The sequence below is a fragment of the Streptomyces sp. NPDC054796 genome (genome assembly GCF_053611545.1).
Map to the genome: position 1 here is coordinate 14,382 of NZ_JBSHAO010000037.1, position 15,617 is coordinate 29,998.

15 protein-coding genes and 1 tRNA gene are annotated in these 15,617 nt (G+C 71.1%); 7 read left to right on the top strand and 9 right to left on the bottom strand.

Annotation, left to right across the window (positions count from 1 at the left end):
• Nucleotides 1-12: 12 nt before the first annotated feature.
• The 4 genes from ACWGJ2_RS26855 to ACWGJ2_RS26870 all read right to left on the bottom strand — a co-directional run bounded on the left by ACWGJ2_RS26855 (nucleotide 13) and on the right by ACWGJ2_RS26870 (nucleotide 3,979).
• On the bottom strand, nucleotides 13-861 hold the full coding sequence (locus ACWGJ2_RS26855) for a YidC/Oxa1 family membrane protein insertase (protein WP_453348807.1): 849 nt from the start codon (nucleotides 859-861) through the stop codon (nucleotides 13-15).
• 179 nt (nucleotides 862-1,040) lie between these two features.
• Nucleotides 1,041-1,352: a DUF6412 domain-containing protein gene (locus tag ACWGJ2_RS26860; RefSeq protein ID WP_453348864.1), complete on the bottom strand. Its 312-nt coding sequence runs from the start codon at nucleotides 1,350-1,352 to the stop codon at nucleotides 1,041-1,043.
• A 122-nt stretch (nucleotides 1,353-1,474) separates the two neighbouring features.
• Nucleotides 1,475-2,293 (bottom strand): class E sortase, encoded by an 819-nt coding sequence (locus ACWGJ2_RS26865; protein WP_453348808.1) that lies wholly within the window; start codon nucleotides 2,291-2,293, stop codon nucleotides 1,475-1,477.
• Nucleotides 2,294-2,398: 105 nt separating this feature from the next.
• On the bottom strand, nucleotides 2,399-3,979 hold the full coding sequence (locus ACWGJ2_RS26870; protein ID WP_453348809.1) for a DUF445 domain-containing protein: 1,581 nt from the start codon (nucleotides 3,977-3,979) through the stop codon (nucleotides 2,399-2,401).
• Nucleotides 3,980-4,200: 221 nt separating this feature from the next.
• On the opposite strand from ACWGJ2_RS26870, the gene ACWGJ2_RS26875 reads away from it, so the two are divergent.
• Nucleotides 4,201-5,511, top strand: a complete 1,311-nt coding sequence (locus tag ACWGJ2_RS26875) for an SGNH/GDSL hydrolase family protein (RefSeq protein WP_453348810.1) — start codon at nucleotides 4,201-4,203, stop codon at nucleotides 5,509-5,511.
• Nucleotides 5,512-5,577: 66 nt separating this feature from the next.
• Here ACWGJ2_RS26875 and ACWGJ2_RS26880 read toward each other — a convergent pair whose 3' ends face one another.
• Genes ACWGJ2_RS26880 through ACWGJ2_RS26890 form a run of 3 tightly spaced genes read right to left on the bottom strand, consistent with a single transcriptional unit; the run spans nucleotide 5,578 to nucleotide 8,281 of the window.
• Nucleotides 5,578-6,567, bottom strand: coding sequence for an ABC transporter ATP-binding protein (locus tag ACWGJ2_RS26880; protein ID WP_453348865.1), 990 nt, complete (start codon nucleotides 6,565-6,567; stop codon nucleotides 5,578-5,580).
• Nucleotides 6,568-6,618: 51 nt separating this feature from the next.
• Nucleotides 6,619-7,452 carry an ABC transporter permease gene (locus ACWGJ2_RS26885; protein ID WP_453348866.1) on the bottom strand — a complete coding sequence of 278 codons (834 nt, stop codon included), beginning with the start codon at nucleotides 7,450-7,452 and terminating at the stop codon, nucleotides 6,619-6,621.
• 19 nt (nucleotides 7,453-7,471) lie between these two features.
• Nucleotides 7,472-8,281, bottom strand: coding sequence for an ABC transporter permease (locus ACWGJ2_RS26890; protein WP_453348811.1), 810 nt, complete (start codon nucleotides 8,279-8,281; stop codon nucleotides 7,472-7,474).
• A 251-nt stretch (nucleotides 8,282-8,532) separates the two neighbouring features.
• Here ACWGJ2_RS26890 and ACWGJ2_RS26895 point away from each other — a divergent pair, with 251 nt between their 5' ends.
• Complete coding sequence (locus tag ACWGJ2_RS26895; RefSeq protein WP_453348812.1) at nucleotides 8,533-10,854, top strand: transglycosylase domain-containing protein; 2,322 nt, start codon at nucleotides 8,533-8,535, stop codon at nucleotides 10,852-10,854.
• 167 nt (nucleotides 10,855-11,021) lie between these two features.
• Here ACWGJ2_RS26895 and ACWGJ2_RS26900 read toward each other — a convergent pair whose 3' ends face one another.
• Both ACWGJ2_RS26900 and ACWGJ2_RS26905 read right to left on the bottom strand, forming a co-directional pair.
• Nucleotides 11,022-11,324 carry a GroES family chaperonin gene (locus ACWGJ2_RS26900; protein ID WP_453348867.1) on the bottom strand — a complete coding sequence of 101 codons (303 nt, stop codon included), beginning with the start codon at nucleotides 11,322-11,324 and terminating at the stop codon, nucleotides 11,022-11,024.
• A gap of 107 nt (nucleotides 11,325-11,431) precedes the next feature.
• On the bottom strand, nucleotides 11,432-11,755 hold the full coding sequence (locus ACWGJ2_RS26905; protein WP_453348868.1) for a DUF3618 domain-containing protein: 324 nt from the start codon (nucleotides 11,753-11,755) through the stop codon (nucleotides 11,432-11,434).
• Nucleotides 11,756-11,905: 150 nt separating this feature from the next.
• Between ACWGJ2_RS26905 and bcp the strand changes: the two genes are divergently transcribed.
• The 5 genes from bcp (at nucleotide 11,906) to ACWGJ2_RS26930 (ending at nucleotide 15,539) form a co-directional block, all read left to right on the top strand.
• Nucleotides 11,906-12,379, top strand: coding sequence for a thioredoxin-dependent thiol peroxidase (gene bcp, locus ACWGJ2_RS26910; RefSeq protein ID WP_453348813.1), 474 nt, complete (start codon nucleotides 11,906-11,908; stop codon nucleotides 12,377-12,379).
• 87 nt (nucleotides 12,380-12,466) lie between these two features.
• Nucleotides 12,467-13,975, top strand: coding sequence for an MFS transporter (locus ACWGJ2_RS26915; protein ID WP_453348814.1), 1,509 nt, complete (start codon nucleotides 12,467-12,469; stop codon nucleotides 13,973-13,975).
• 155 nt (nucleotides 13,976-14,130) lie between these two features.
• Nucleotides 14,131-14,796 carry an HNH endonuclease gene (locus ACWGJ2_RS26920; protein WP_453348815.1) on the top strand — a complete coding sequence of 222 codons (666 nt, stop codon included), beginning with the start codon at nucleotides 14,131-14,133 and terminating at the stop codon, nucleotides 14,794-14,796.
• Nucleotides 14,793-15,452, top strand: coding sequence for an HNH endonuclease signature motif containing protein (locus ACWGJ2_RS26925; protein WP_453348816.1), 660 nt, complete (start codon nucleotides 14,793-14,795; stop codon nucleotides 15,450-15,452). Before ACWGJ2_RS26920 ends, ACWGJ2_RS26925 begins: the two co-directional genes overlap by 4 nt.
• Before the next feature lie 12 nt (nucleotides 15,453-15,464).
• Nucleotides 15,465-15,539: transfer RNA gene (locus ACWGJ2_RS26930), tRNA-Leu, on the top strand.
• Nucleotides 15,540-15,617 lie beyond the last annotated feature (78 nt).

The following is a 15,617-nucleotide window of genomic DNA, read 5'->3' on the forward strand; positions in this document are numbered from 1 at the left end:
ACAAGACCCCGTTCACGTATTGGACCGGGCCCGCCCCTCCTTCACCTTCGACCGCTCCCTCCCCCTCCTCTTCTCCCTCTCCCGCGACCCGTCCGCCACCGCTGCGGGCTGCGGCGGCTTCCCCGCCCCGAGCGCGGCGCGCTCGACGGCCGTCCAGGCCGTGGTGGTGGCCACATAGAGCCCGGCCGCGAGCGGGACGACCGCCGCCGTGACCAGGGTGCCGAAGGCCAGCAGCGGCAGCACCCTGGCCATGGCCGCACCACCGGGAACGCCCGGCGCCGCCGCGCCCCCACCTGTGCCCGTGCCCCCGCCCGCGCCCGCACCGCTCGCCGCGTTCGCGGAGGCCGTCGCCTTCGTGAGGCGGCGCGTGCGCAGGTACGTCCACGTCGCCACGGCCGCGATCAGCGCGAACAGGCCCAGATACACCAGCCCCTGCTGCCCGAACACCCCTCCCTCACCGAGCGCGTCGGTCCACCGGCCACCGAGCGGGGCGCCGAGCAGGGTGTGGGAGAGCAGCGCCTCGTCGGTGGTGAACAGGTGGTACATCACGAAGAAGAACGGCAACTGGAGCACCATCGGCAGGCACCCGGCGACCGGGGAAGCGCCCTCCTCCGCGTACATCCGCGACATCTCGCGCCGCAGCCGCTCCGGGTCCTTGCCGTGCTTGCGCTGCACCTCGGCCATGCGCGGCGCCAGCCTGGCCCGTACGCGCTCGCCCCGCACCGCGGCACGCGCCAGCGGATGGAGGGCGAGCCGCACGCACAGCGTGAACGCGACGATCGCGGCGGCCGTGGCAGCGGCGCCGAAGAGCGGGTCGAGCGCCTCGGACAGCGAGGCGACAAGGGATGCGAAGACGGACATGGCTGAGCCCTCCACGGGGTCTCGTCGAACCGGACCGGTCAGGATTCGGTGTGACGAGCCGCGCGGGCCCACCCGGTGGAACCGTCGCCCGTGACCGGACCGGAGACCACCGCGGTGATCAAGGTCAGGGGCCAGTGGGCCAGTGAGCCGACGGTTCGGCGGAGAAGGGAGCCGGGCGCCTACGCGGCCGTCGCTGCGCGACGGCCCGGCGCTCGGGGACGCGGACGCCCCGAGGCGTCCGGATCACGCTGCGGCAGGAAGGCCGTGCGGCGCTCGCGGTCGCGTATCGCCGTGCGTATTCGCCCCGGCGGGACGGGCGGCGCCGCGGCGGCCACCGCCAGCAGCACGGTGTGGCACAGCAGCAGCACGGCCGCCGCCGCTGCCGCGCCCGTCAGCGCGGTGGCCAGGCCGCTCTCGGTGAGGAAGAGGCCGGTGACGGCGAGGAGCAGCGCGACGAGAGACAGGCGCCACGCTTGTGCGGTCCGATAGATCACGCCGTCCCCCTTCCACTCGTCCCACTCGTTCTCAACTCCGCGTTCATCAGACTAACGTTCGCCACCGACAGCCGGTTCCCTCCCCCGCTCCACCCCGCCCCGCTCTGCCCCGCCGCGCCCTACCGCGGCTCCACGCTCTTCAGCCGCGCCCACACCACGAGCCGGTAGGTGGAGGTGTACTCGGGGGTGCAGGTGGTCAGCGTGAGGTAGTAGCCGGGGCCGTCCATCCGCTGTTCCCTGTGGACGCTGCTGTAGGGCACGGGCTTGAGCACCGTCCCGTCGCCGGGTGTCGTACGCGGGACCGTGCGCTCCACCGCGTACACGTAGCGGGCCTTCGACGTCTCGATCTCGACCGTGTCCCCGGCCCGCAGCCGGTTGATGTGGCGGAACGGCTCGCCGTGCGTGTTGCGGTGCCCGGCCAGCGCGAAGTTGCCCGCTTCGCCGGGGTCGTCGGTGTGCGGATAGTGGCCGACGTAGCCCTTGTTGAGCACGCCCGCCTTGCTGATGCCCTCGGCCACGGGCGCGGTGACCCCGATCTCCGGGATCCGCAGCACGGCGTACGCCTGGTCCCAGCGGGGCCGCTCCGCGCGTCCGCCGCCCCCGGCCTGCCCCGCCCCCGCGGAACCGGAGTCCCCTTCTCCGGCACCATCCGAGTCGCCCTCGGCGTCACCGTCCCCGTCGCCGGACCCCGCGCCGTCATCGGCGCCCCCGTAGTCCTCGGCTCCGGGCCGGTCCCACTGCCGCTCCAGGGACTCCACCTGGCGCTGCGCGTCGGCCCGTGCCTGCCTGTTCGTCCACCACAACTGGTGCGCCACCAGCAGCAGGACCACCAGCCCGAAGGTCACGGCCGCCTCGGCCGCAGCCCACAGCGCCCGCGCGGCCCACTCGCCCCGGCCGCCGCGGTGCCCGCGCCCCTGCGTCACCACCCGCGCTCGCATCGCGCGCACGATAGGCCCTGCGCCGCGCACTTACCATGCCCGCGCCAAGCCCCGCCCCCTCCGGACGAACCCGCGCCCCCGCACCCGCCCCCGCCCCGAACCGCGTCACACCCCGAAGAACCGCGCCACCGTATAGATCGCGAGTCCGGCCAGGGAGCCGACGACCGTGCCGTTGATGCGGATGAACTGGAGGTCCCTGCCGATGTGGGCCTCGATCTTCTTCGACGTGTGCTCCGCGTCCCAGCCCGCGACGGTCTCGGTGATGAGGGAGGTGATCTCGTCCCGGTACGTGGTGACGACGTACACCGCGGCCCCCTCGACCCAGCCGTCGACCTTCCCCTGGAGCCGCCCGTCGGCCGCCATCCGCGCGCCGAGCGACAGCAGCGCGGCACGCGCCCGTACCCGCAGCTCGCTGCGCTCGTCCTCGGCCGCGGCGACGATCATCGTGCGCACCGCGTTCCAGGCCGAGGCGATCAGGTCCTGCACCTCGCCGCGCCCCAGCACCTCCCGCTTGAGCCGTTCGACGCGCTCGCGGGTCTCCTGGTCGGTCTGGAGGTCGTGCGCGAAGTCGGAGAGGAAGCGGTCCACCGCGCCGCGCGCCGGGTGGTCGGGCATGTCCCGCATCTCGGTGACGAAGCGCAGCAGCTCGCGGTAGACGCGCTCGCCCACCTTCCGGTCCACGAAGCGCGGCGTCCAGCCGGGGGCGCCGCCCGTCACCGCGTCCATGACCGAGTCGCTGTGCACCTCCAGCCACTCGGCGGCGCGTACGCACACCAGGTCCACGATCCGGCGGTGCCCGCCGTCGGCCACCACCTTCTCCAGCATCGTGCCGAGTCCGGGCGCGATCTCCTGCGCGTCGGCCCTGCGCGTGATGGCCTCCCCCACGACGGCCTGCACGTCGGAGTCCCGCAGCACGGCCAGCGCGCCGCGCAGCGCCGTGGCCAGCTCCGCCGTGACGCGGTCGGCGTGCTCCGGCTCGGCGAGCCAGGCGCCCAGCCTGCTGCCGATGCCGACGGCGCTCAGCCGTGAGCGCACGACCTCGCCGGACAGGAAGTTCTCGCCGACGAAGTCGCCCAGGCTCCGGCCGAGCTGGTCCTTCTTCGTCGGGATGATCGCGGTGTGCGGGATCGGCAGGCCCATGGGGTGCCGGAACAGTGCCGTCACCGCGAACCAGTCGGCGAGCGCGCCCACCATCCCGGCCTCGGCCGCCGCCGCGACGTAGCCGGTCCAGCTTCCCGCGCCCGCGCTCTGCGCCCACTTGGCCAGGACGAAGACGACCGCCATGAAGGCGAGGGCGCCCGTCGCGATGGTCTTCATGCGGCGTACGCCGCGCCGCCGCTCCTCGTCCGCAGCGGTGAACACGCCCATGGCGCCGGGCGAGCCCGTACGCCGCCGCTGCCGCTGCCGCCCGCCGTTGCCGCCACCCGACGGCCCCTGCCCGTCCACGGCACCGGTACCAGTACCGGCATCCGCACCCGCTACAGCTCCCGCGCCGGACACGCCCGTGTCCGCGCGTTCAGCCGTACGGCCAGGGGCGGCGCCAGCGGCCCGTTCCTGGTCGACGGGTTCCGGCACACCCCCGCGCTCCCCCTCGTCGCCCCCTCCGCGCTCGACGGCGCCGCTTGTGATTGCCCTCACGTGGGCATCATTCTGAGCGGCGTGATCGCCCCGATTTGTCCGTTCCATCCCGCTCCATCGTTCGCCCTGTCCCCCCTACAGTGTCCCAAGCTGCCCGATGGAGGGAACGAAGGACGGATTCCTGGCGTCTGTCAGTCCGGGTGACGTCGCTGTCCCCCTGACCCACGAGCCCGGGCCGGCCCCGGGGGCCCTTTCGGCGATCGTGGGATCATGACACCGCCGACAACTCGGAGCCTCGGGCTCCGCCTGCCCGAGGAGACACACCGCGCATGACCAGGAACATGGGTTATGCCCTGCTCGCCGGACTCGCGGCGATCGTTGTCCTCGTCTCGACCGCCATCTTCATCGGCGTCGGGAGCGACGACAACGGCCTGGACGACTCATCCCCGCATGCGCGCAACTCCGCGGCTCCCGCCTCGGCGGGCTCCTGGGTCGGCACCTGGGCCGCGGCGGCCGTGGCCGCCGAGCCCCACACGAAGGACGGCTACGCGGACATGTCGATACGGAACGTGGTCCACACGTCCGTCGGCGGCACCGGCGCGCGCATCAAGCTCTCCAACCTCTACGGCACCCGCCCGCTGACCATCTCGCACGCCACGCTCGCCCTGGCCGCCGCCCCCAGCAACCCGACGGCCGCGACGGGCACCATGCGCCGCCTCACCTTCGGCAACAACGCCTCGGTGACCATCCCCGCGGGCGGCACGGCGACGAGCGACTCGGTCAGGCTGAACGTGCCGCACGCCGCCGACCTGCTGGTCACCACGTACTCGCCGGACGCCTCGGGCCCTGTGACGTACCACCCGTACGCACGGCAGACCAGCTACGTCGCCAACGGTGACCAGGCCGACGAGACCGCGGGCACCGCCTTCACCCAGCAGAGCCCCTACTGGCGCTATCTGACCGCCGTGGACGTGTGGACGGCCGAGACGCGCGGCGCGGTCGCCGTGCTGGGCGACTCCATCACCGATGGCATCACCTCCAGCCCCGGCGCCAACCGGCGCTGGACCGACTTCCTGGCCGAGCGCCTGCGTACCGAGCGCGGAGCGCCGGACTACAGCGTGCTGAACGGCGGCATCAGCGGCAACCGCGTCCTCGTCGACGGCAGCCGCTACTCGCCCAACAACGGCCCCAGCGGGCTCACCCGCATGGAGCGCGACGTCCTCTCCCACACGGGCGTGAAGGCCGTCGTCATAGAGATGGGCCTCAACGACATCCTCAAGCCCCCGCGCCAGCGCGACCCCGAGAAGATCGTGGACGGGCTGGAGCAGCTCGTCGCGCAGGCGCACGACCGGGGGCTGCGGGTCGTCGGCGGCACCTTGACGCCCTTTGGCGGCCACCGCGGCTACCGCCCGCACCTGGACGCCGTACGGCAGCAGGTCAACGAGCGGATCCGCGCCGGCGGCGTCTTCGACGCGGTGGTCGACTTCGACGCCGCGCTGCGCGACCCCGCCCACCCCGAGCGGCTCCGCCCGGCCTACGACTCCGGCGACCACCTGCACCCGAGCGACAACGGCTACCGCGCGATGGCCGAGGCCCTCGACCTCAAGCAGCTCAAGGGCTCGACGCCCGCGAAGCTCTGACGTCCGAAGGCGCCGACGGGGCCGACGGGGCCGACGGGGCCCGCGACGCGACGGGCCCCGCGCGGTTCACCGTCCCGAGTACATCCGGGCGATGACGTCCTCGATGTCCGGCTCGCGCACCGACAGATCCACCAGGGGATAGTCGGCGGCGAGCCGCGAGACGATCGGCGCCGCGCTCGCCGCCGCCGGGAAGGCGAGCCACTGGCGCGGCCCCTCCGTCCGTACGGTCCGCGCGCCCTCGATTCCCTCGATCGGGGGCAGTTCCCTCGCCAGGTCCACCACCAGCGTCCGCTCGCTCTCCCCCACCTCGTGCAGCCCGTTCAGCGCCCCGTCGTACATCAGCCGGCCATGGTCGATGACCATCACCCGGCGGCAGAGCTGCTCGATGTCGCTGAGGTCGTGCGTCGTCAGCAGGACCGTCGTGGCGCGCTCGGCGTTCAGGTCGCGCAGGAAGCCGCGCACGGTCGCCTTGCTGACGACGTCGAGCCCGATCGTCGGCTCGTCCAGATAGAGCACCTCGGGGTCGTGCAGCAGCGCCGCCGTGATGTCGCCGCGCATCCGCTGCCCGAGCGAGAGCTGCCGCACCGGCACCTCCAGGAGGTCGCCGAGGTCCAGCAGCTCGACGCACCGTTCGAGGTTGGCCCGGTACCGCGCCTCGGGGATGCGGTACATGCGCCGCACCAGCCCGTAGGAGTCGCGCAGCGGCAGGTCCCACCACAGCGTCGTGCGCTGCCCGAAGACCACCCCGATGCGCCGGGCCAGCCGGGTCCGCTCCCTCGAAGGGTCGATCCCGGCGACGCGCAGGCGTCCGCCGCTCGGCGTGAGGATGCCGGTGAGCATCTTGATGGTGGTCGACTTCCCGGCGCCGTTGGGGCCGATGTAGCCGACCATCTCCCCGCGCGCGACGGTGAAGGAGATGCCGTCGACGGCCCGTACCTCCTTGCGGGTACGCCGCCCGAACACGCCCCCGCGCCGGACCTGGAAGACCTTCTCAAGCCCCTCCAGCACGATGATGTCCTCGCGGGTCTCCTCGCGTACGTCCTCGCGCCCGTCCATGTCCGCCTCTCTCTCGCTGCCCCGCACGTGTCACGTCCCCGTCGCCCCGCCCTAGCTGCCCGTACTGCGGTACGCGCGCAGCCCGCCCCGCCACGCCAGCCCGGCCAGCGCGCAGCACAGCGCCGCCACCAGGGGCGAGGCGAAGTCCACCCAGCCGGGGAGGCCGAGGGGGTCGTCGCGGCCCAGCACGCGCAGTGCGGGCAGCCAGTTCACGAAGGCGAGCGGCACCACGAACGTCACCCCGCGCACCAGGTCCTTGGCGAAGACGCTCGGCGGGTACTGGAGCAGCGTGGTGCCGCCGTACGTGAAGGAGTTCTGCACCTCGGCCGCGTCCTGCGCCCAGAACTGGAACGCGCCGCCCAGCACGAACAGCGCCCCGAACAGGGCCGCTCCGCTCAGCAGCATCACGGGAACCAGCAGCACAGGCACGAGCGTCCATTCGATGTCGGCCTGTGTCAGCGACCACCCCAGCACCAGTGCGCCCTGGGTGACGCGGCCCAGCCGTCGCAGTGCGAAGCGGTCGGCGGCGACCTGCGCGAGCACCGGCACGGGGCGCACCAGCATCGTGTCCAGGGTGCCGTCCCGTACCCTGCCGCCGACCCGGTCGAAGGAGCCGAGCAGCAGGTCAGCGAGGCCGAAGGACGTACTGGATGTGCCGTAGAGGAAGGCGACCTCGGGCAGCGAGAAGCCGCCGAGGGCGTCCACATGGGAGAACATGATCATGATGGCGAGGAAGTCGAGCGCCGTGAGTACGAAGTTTCCCGCCGCCATCATCACGAAGGACGTCCGGTAGGCCATGGTCGAGCGCACCCACATCGCGACGATGAAGGCGTACGCGCGCAGGCCGTACCACGTCCGCGCGAGCATCCCCTCCGGCGCGCCCATGGGGGCCGTCGGTGCGGGCTCAGCCACCCTGGACCACCACCTTCCGTGTGGCGAGGGACTGCGTCAGCCGCCCGGCCGCCAGCAGTACGACCGCCCACCCGGCCTGGAAGGCCAGCGCGCCCAGCGCCCCGGTGCCCCGGTGCTCCTCCAGCAGCACGTCGGCGGGGACCTGGAGCGTCGCCGCCCAGGGCAGCCAGCGGGCCACCTCGCCGAAGGCGCCGGGGAAGACCGTCAGCGGCAGCACCATCCCGGAGAAGAACGCGCTGAGCAGCATGCTCAGGATGTTCACGCCCGCGCCGTCCAGCAGCCAGAAGGAGGTGAGCGCGAAGAGGTAGCGGATCGCGAAGCCCGTGAGGAAGCCGAGGCCGGTCGAGAGCAGGAACAGCAGCCAGGTCAAGGGCGACGTGGGCAGGGCCAGTTCGAAGAGCAGTGCCCCGGCCACCATGGGCAGCACGCCCCGCCCCACCAGGTGGAAGGCAGCGCGCCCCAGATCGGCGGCGAGCCACCAGAGCTGGAGGTCGACGGGGCGGTAGAGGTCGACGGCCACGTCACCCGTTCGGATACGCTCTTGCAGCTCCTCCTGGAATCCGCCTCCGATGAGGGCCACGGCGGCGAGCAGCGCCTGCCCCGTCCAGACGAAGGTGAGGGCCTGCGCCTGGTCGTAGCCGCCCAGATGGGGGCGCTCGGTCCACAGGGCGATGAACGTGTAGGCGAGGATGAGGCCGAAGACGGTGTTGGTGAAGACGCCTGCCGCCGTCGCCACCCGGTATGTGGCGTAACGCCGGAAACCACCCGCCGCCACCGCGAAATAGAGACGGAACAGGCGCATCCTTTTGAGCCCCTCCCCCGTCTTTCAAGTAGCACTTCCGTACGAGACCGAGCGAGGGAGCCTAGCCCACTGTTCGAGTGGGCACCCAAGGATTATTCACCGGATGGGGTGACGGCGGATGGCCGGTCGACCCCGGCGCCGTGCCGTCTCTGGTGTGGCTCGCCCCCGGTGACCGGCACGGATGGTGCGACAGTGTTCTATGGGGCGTACGACGGGAATCGCCCGATATTGGACGAGGAGTCCCTGTAGAGATGAGTGACGAGCCGAAGAACGGGGCCGAGGGCTGGGAACCGAAGCCCCTCGCCGACGAGGGTGACAAGCCGAGAACGGGACTGCGGCGTCTGATCCCCACCTGGCGCATGGTGCTGGGCGGGCTGCTGCTGATCGTTCTCGTCATCTCCGGCGGACTCGTCGCGGGCTACCTGCTCGTGAGCATCCCGGCACCCAACTCGGCGGCGGCCACCCAGGCCAACGTCTTCCTCTACGCGGACGGCTCCACGCTGGCCCGCCAGGGCGAGGTCAACAGGGAGAACGTCAACCTCTCCCAGATCCCCAAGCCCGCACAGCACGCCGTCCTGGCGGCCGAGGACCGCGACTTCTACCACGAGTCGGCCGTCGACCCCAAGGCCATGCTCCGCGCGGGCTGGAACATGCTCACCGGCGGCTCCAGGCAGTCAGGGTCCACCATCACCCAGCAGTACGTGAAGAACTACTACCTCGACCAGGAACAGACGGTCACCCGCAAGGCCAAGGAGTTCTTCATCGCGCTGAAGCTGGACCGCGAGGTCAGCAAGGACGAGGTCCTGCGCGGCTATCTCAACACCAGCTACTTCGGCCGTAACGCCTACGGCATCCAGGCAGCCGCCGAGGCGTACTACGGCAAGCAGGCCGTCGACCTCACCACCGCCGAGGGCGCCTACCTCGCGGCCCTGGTCAACTCGCCCAACGCGTACGACACCCAGGCACACCCCGAGAACCGCGACCGCGCCGTGGCCCGCTGGCACTACGTGCTGGACGGCATGGTCAAGGAGGGGTGGCTGAGCAAGGCCAAGCGCGACAAGATGAAGTTCCCCGAGCCCGACCGCGCCAAGCCCGCCGTCGGCCTCTCCGGCCAGCGCGGCTATCTCGTCGAGGCCGTCAAGAACTACCTGATCGACAACGACATCGTCGACGAGCAGCGCCTCGCCAGGGGCGGCTTCCGCATCACCACGACGCTGGAGCCCAAGAAGCAGAAGGCCATGACGTCCGCCGTCAAGAAGCGGCTGATGGACAAGCTGGACAAGAAGGACCGCAGGGTGGACAAGTACGTCCGCGCGGGCGGAGCCTCCGTCGACCCCAAGACCGGCAAGGTCGTGGCCATGTACGGCGGCATCGACTACACGAAGCAGTACGTCAACAACGCCACCCGCCGCGACTACCAGGTCGGCTCCACCTTCAAGCCCTTCCTGTTCACCTCGGCCATCCAGAACAAGTCCACCACCCAGGACGGCCGCCGCATCACCGCCGCCACCACGTACGACGGCACCAACAAGCGCGAGGTCGTCAGCGACGGCAACGGCACCGGCTACGCGCCGGAGAACGAGGACCACAAGTCCTACGGGCAGGTCCCCGTCTCCGAGGCCATGGACAAGTCGGTGAACGCGGTCTTCGCGCAGATGGGCGTCGACGTCGGCCCCAAGAAGGTCAAGGACACCGCCATCGACCTCGGCCTCCCCGAGGCCACCCCGAACATGCCCGAGGACGGCTCCATCGCCCTCGGCGTGGCCACGGCCTCCACCCTCGACATGGCCGAGGCGTACGCCTCCCTGGCCAACCACGGCAAGCACGGGCACTACACGCTCGTCCAGAAGGCCACCCGAGGCGGCGAGGTCATCAAGCTGCCCGACCACGACCCGAAGCAGAAGGTGACGCGCGCCGCGGCCGACTCCACCACCTCGGTGCTCCAGAGCGTCGTCAAGGGCGGCACGGGCATGGCGGCGCAGTCCGCCGGACGCCCCGCAGCGGGCAAGACGGGCACGGCCGAGGAGGACAAGGCCGCCTGGTTCGCGGGCTACACCCCCGAACTGGCCACCGTCATCAGCGTGATGGGCCAGGACGCCGAGAGCGGCGTGCAGAAGCCGCTGTACGGGGCCGCAGGGCTCGACCGCGTCAACGGCGGCGGCTTCCCCGCGGAGATCTGGGGCTCCTACACCAAGGCGGCGCTGAAGGGTAAGCCCGTCAAGAACTTCGACCTGAAGACCAACGGCGGAGGCGACCTCCCCTCCACCCAGCGGCCCACCACGAACCCGCCCACCACCCAGGCCCCGCCGAGCAACACGCCCACCACCCAGCCGCCGCCCACCAGCGAGGAGCCCCCGGACTCGCCGTCAGCGCCGGGGACCCCCACCACGCCGACCGGTCCGCCCTCCAGCCCCGGCATCCCCGAGACGGGCGGCCTGGAGGGCGGCAACACCCAGGGCAACGTCAACGGAGGCAGCGAGTCCGGAGGCACCGGCACCCCGGGCGGCGGCTGGGACGGCGGCGCGGCCGAGGGCGGACCCTACGGCGCCGCCTACCACCGCAACGAGTGGTGACCGCGATGACGGGCCGGGCACGCAGGGGCGCCGACCGGGCTGACCTGCGCTGACGCAGTACGGGTGTGGCGGGGGACCCCGGTCCCCCGCCACACCCGCACACGTGCACCGCCGTCACATACGACGGCCGCAGAAAGCCGCAGAAAGCCGCGGACGGCTACGGACGGCTACAGGTACAGCCCCGTCGAGTCCTCCGAACCCTGGAGCCGCTCGGCCGCCACAGCGTGCAGATCACGCTCGCGCATCAGCACGTACGCCACACCCCGCACCTCGACCTCGGCCCGGTCCTCCGGGTCGTAGAGCACCCGGTCACCGGGCTCCACCGTCCGCACGTTCTGCCCCACAGCGACCACCTCGGCCCACGCCAGACGGCGGCCCACAGCGGCCGTCGCGGGAATGACGATGCCGCCCGACGAGCGGCGCTCGCCCTCCTCGATGTCCGTACGCACGAGCACGCGGTCGTGCAGCATGCGGATCGGCAGCTTGTCGTGGTGCTCCGGAGCGGCACTCGCACCTGAGCGCGCTGACCGGGCGGACGACCTGGATGACGTATCGGAACTCACGGCTAGACCGTATCTCAGCCCCGGCGGCGCCTCGACGAGAGCGCGAACAAGCCGCCGACCACGGCGACCGTCACCAGCGCCACGGGCACCACACGCTCCAGACGCGGCGCCCCGTCCTCACCGACGAACTGCGCCCGCACATCCGAGACGGCGCGGTTCGCCACCACATAGGCACGGCCCGCGGAGCGGTCCAGCGCCGCCGCGGCCTTCGCCTTGGCGTCCCCGACGATCGTCTTCGGGTGCACGCGCACGGCGATCTCGTCCAGCGCGGCAGCGAGGTCCTGCCGCCTGCGGACAATGTCCGCCTCGATGTCCGCGGGGGTCCTGGCTTCCGGCACCGCGCTGCCTCCGTCGCTGTCGCTCGTACGTCGAATCACACTGGTTACCGGACAGTCTGTCAGCTCGCACGGGCCCGCGCCCCACGGCACCCCCAATCGGCGGGCCCCGGCTACCCTCGGGACCTGAACACCGACCCCCGAGGAGCGCACATGAGCGAGCGACTTCAGCCCGGCGACACCGCCCCCGACTTCTCCCTGCCCGACGCCGACGGCAAACAGGTCTCCCTCGCCGACCACAGGGGCCGCAAGGTCATCGTCTACTTCTACCCGGCCGCCCTCACCCCCGGCTGCACCAAGCAGGCGTGCGACTTCACCGACAACCTCCAGCTGCTCGCCGGCGCGGGCTACGACGTCATCGGCGTCTCCCCCGACAAGCCCGAGAAGCTCGCCAAGTTCCGCGAGAAGGAAGACCTCAAGGTAACGCTGGTCGGCGACCCCTCCAAGGAGACGATGGAGGCGTACGGCGCCTTCGGCGAGAAGAAGCTGTACGGCAAGACCGTTACCGGCGTCATCCGCTCCACCGTCATCCTCGACGAGGAGGGAAAGGTCGAGCGGGCCCTCTACAACGTCAAGGCCACCGGACACGTCGCGAAACTCATCAAAGACCTTAAGCTCGAAGGCTGATACCCAGTTCCCGGCGTTTCAGCGCCCAAACCTCACGAGGCGTAATTCACGGAGTCAAAGGGCTCGGTGTGCGGTACAGATGTGTCCATGCACACCGAGGCCCCGGAACCCGATCCGGCCGCCGTAAAGCGGCACCACGTCCTCTACAGGGCAATGAAACGCCGCTTGCAGCCGAAGATCCGCCGCAGCGACATCACCGTCACCGACGAGCACACCGTCCGTCGGGCAACCAAAGCGGCCGCCCTCGGTAACGCTATGGAGTGGTTCGATTTCGGAATCTACTCCTATCTCGCCGTCACCATCGGCAAGGTCTTCTTCCCCGGCGGTGGCGGCACACAACTCCTGGCCTCATTCACCGCCTTCGCCGCGTCCTTCCTGGTACGGCCACTCGGCGGCATGTTCTTCGGCCCGCTCGGCGACCGCATCGGCCGCAAGAAGATCCTCGCCCTCACCATGATGCTGATGGCGGCCGGCACCTTCTGCATCGGCCTCATCCCCTCCTACTCCGCCATCGGCCTCGCCTCGCCCGTACTGCTGCTCGTGTGCCGCCTCGTACAGGGCTTCTCCACAGGCGGCGAATACGGCGGCGCCGCCACCTTCATCGCCGAGTACGCGCCCGACAAGAAACGCGGCTTCTTCGGCAGCTTCCTCGAACTGGGCACCCTCGCCGGATATACAGGCGCCGCCGCACTCGTGCTCCTGCTCAACACCACACTGGGAACCAGCACCATGGAGGACTGGGGCTGGCGCATTCCCTTCCTCGTCGGCGGACCCATCGGCCTCGTCGGCCTCTACCTCCGAATGAAACTCGACGAGACCCCCGCCTTCCAGAAGAAGGCGGCCGAGCACGCACACGGCACTTCGGACACAGCCGACGAGAAATCCGAACCCCGACTTTCGGAGAACGTCCCCCAAAAGGAACTCAAAACCCTCTTCGCGCAGCAGTGGCGCACCCTGCTCGTCTGCATCGGACTCGTCGCGGCCTACAACGTCACCGACTACATGCTGCTCTCCTACATGCCCGCCTATCTGACGAGCCAGTTGGGCTACAAGGACTCGATGGAACTGGTCGCCGCCATCATCGCCATGGTCGCGATGATGCTCGTGATCCAGCGGGTCGGCCACCTCAACGACCGCTTCGGCCGCAAACCCGTCCTCATGACGGGCATGGTCGGCTTCCTCGTCCTCACCGTCCCCGCCTTCGCGCTCTTCCAGCAGGGCAGCTTCGTCGCCGTGCTCATCGGCCTGCTGATGCTCGGCGGACCCCTGGTCTGCCTGCTCGGCACCATGTCCGCGACCCTGCCCGCGCTCTTCCCCACCGACGTGCGCTACGGCGGCCTCTCCATCGGCTACAACATCGCCACCTCCATCTTCGGCGGCACGGCACCCGGCGTCATGACGTTCCTCGTCAACAAGACCGGCGACCCGCTCGCCCCCGCCTACTACGCCTCGGGTGCCGCGCTGCTCGGCATCATCACGGTGGCCTGCCTCAAGGAGACCGCACGCCAGCCCCTGGAGGGCTCGCCGCCCTCCGTCTCCACCAAGGAGGAGGCCGAGGCAATGGCCCGCGCCCAGGGCCAGTCCCCCAGCTTCTAGCCCTGCGGCCCCGTCGGCCCCGACGACTCCGACGACTCCGACGGGCGTAACCCGGGAGGGGCGCACTCGTTTACGTGCACGAGAGAGGCACGTACGCACGATTCGGGGCCGACGGCGCTGGTGGGGCCGGTGGCCTCGACGGGGGGCGGGCACACATGGGCACGAGGTACACACGGGAACGGCTGGCGGAGGCGGTCGCGGCGTCCCGCACGCTGACGGAGGCGCTGGAGCGGCTGGGGGTGGAGCCCACGGCGGGTCGGCGCAGCTACGTCCGCGGGCTGCTGAGTAGCTGGGGCATCGACACCTCGCACTTCGAGCGCCCAGGCGTCCGGCACACCGAGGCCCGGCTGCGCGCGGCCGTGCAGTCCTCGTCGAGCGTGGCGGAGACCGTACGACGGCTGGGCATCGCACCGGTCGGCGGCAACCAGGCCCACATCGCACGGCGTATCGCCGCGCTCGGCCTGGACACCTCGCACTTCACGTCCACCGCACCACGACGCCGCGAGGGCAGGGGCGGCCCGGGTGGTCGGCTGACATTGGGCACTCCCCAAAAGGGGAGGGTTCCCGGCGAGCGGCTGCGCCGGGCGCTGCTCCGTGCGGGAGTGCCCGAGGTGTGCGAGCAGTGCGGCACGGGCCCTTGGTGGAACGGCAGGCCACTGCGGCTGGAGGTCGATCACCGCAACGGCGACTGGTGGGACAACAGACAGCGGAACCTGCGCCTGCTCTGCCCCAACTGCCATGCCGCGACCGACACCTTCCGCGGCCGGAAGCGCCGGGGCGATCCGGGCCGCACCGACGCTCACGGGAGAGTCGCCGGATGAGCACGCCGGGCCCCGGCTACACCCGCGAACGCCTCGCCGCCACCGCGGCGGTGTCCGTGAGCCTGGCGGACATGCTGCGGCGGCTCGGCCGCTCCCCGAGGGGCAGGGGCCGGGACTATCTGCGCAGGCGGCTCATCCACCACGGCATCGACACCAGTCACTTCGCCAAGGACCCGCACGCCCGGAGGCCGGACATCGGTGAGGCGGAGTTGAGAAGGGCGGTGGAGAAATCCGTCAGTGTCGCGGGGGTACTTCGCGCGCTCGGCCTGCCCGACTCGGGAGCCATGCGCCGCCGGATCGGGCTCGGCCTGACGCGGTACGCCATTCCCACGGCGCACTTCACCGGGCAAGGCCATCGCCACGGCCGCCCCGCCACGAACCGCATACCGGCGGCGAGAATCCTGCGCCGCCTGCCGCCCGGCTCCCCGCGCACCCGGCGGCCCCAGTTGCACAGGGCGCTTCAGGGAACGGGTGCGCCCTATGTGTGCGCCGAGTGCGGCACCGGCGAGGAGTGGCACGGCAGGCGCCTCGTCCTGGAGATCGACCACATCAACGGGGACCGGCTCGACAACCGCGCGAACAACCTGCGGTATCTCTGTCCGTCCTGCCACAGCCAGACGGGGACTTTCGCGAACCGCGCTGGAGGCACCCAGTAAAGTATGCGCCGTGGGCCCGTACCCCAGCTGGCAAGAGGGTGCCGGTTTAGGTCCGGTATGTCGTGGGTTCGAGTCCCACCGGGCTCACTGTGGAAGGGTGGGGGGCCGGTGAAGGGGTCGCCCCCAGCCACAAGAGTTACGCCAAACACACCCGCACCACCCGCC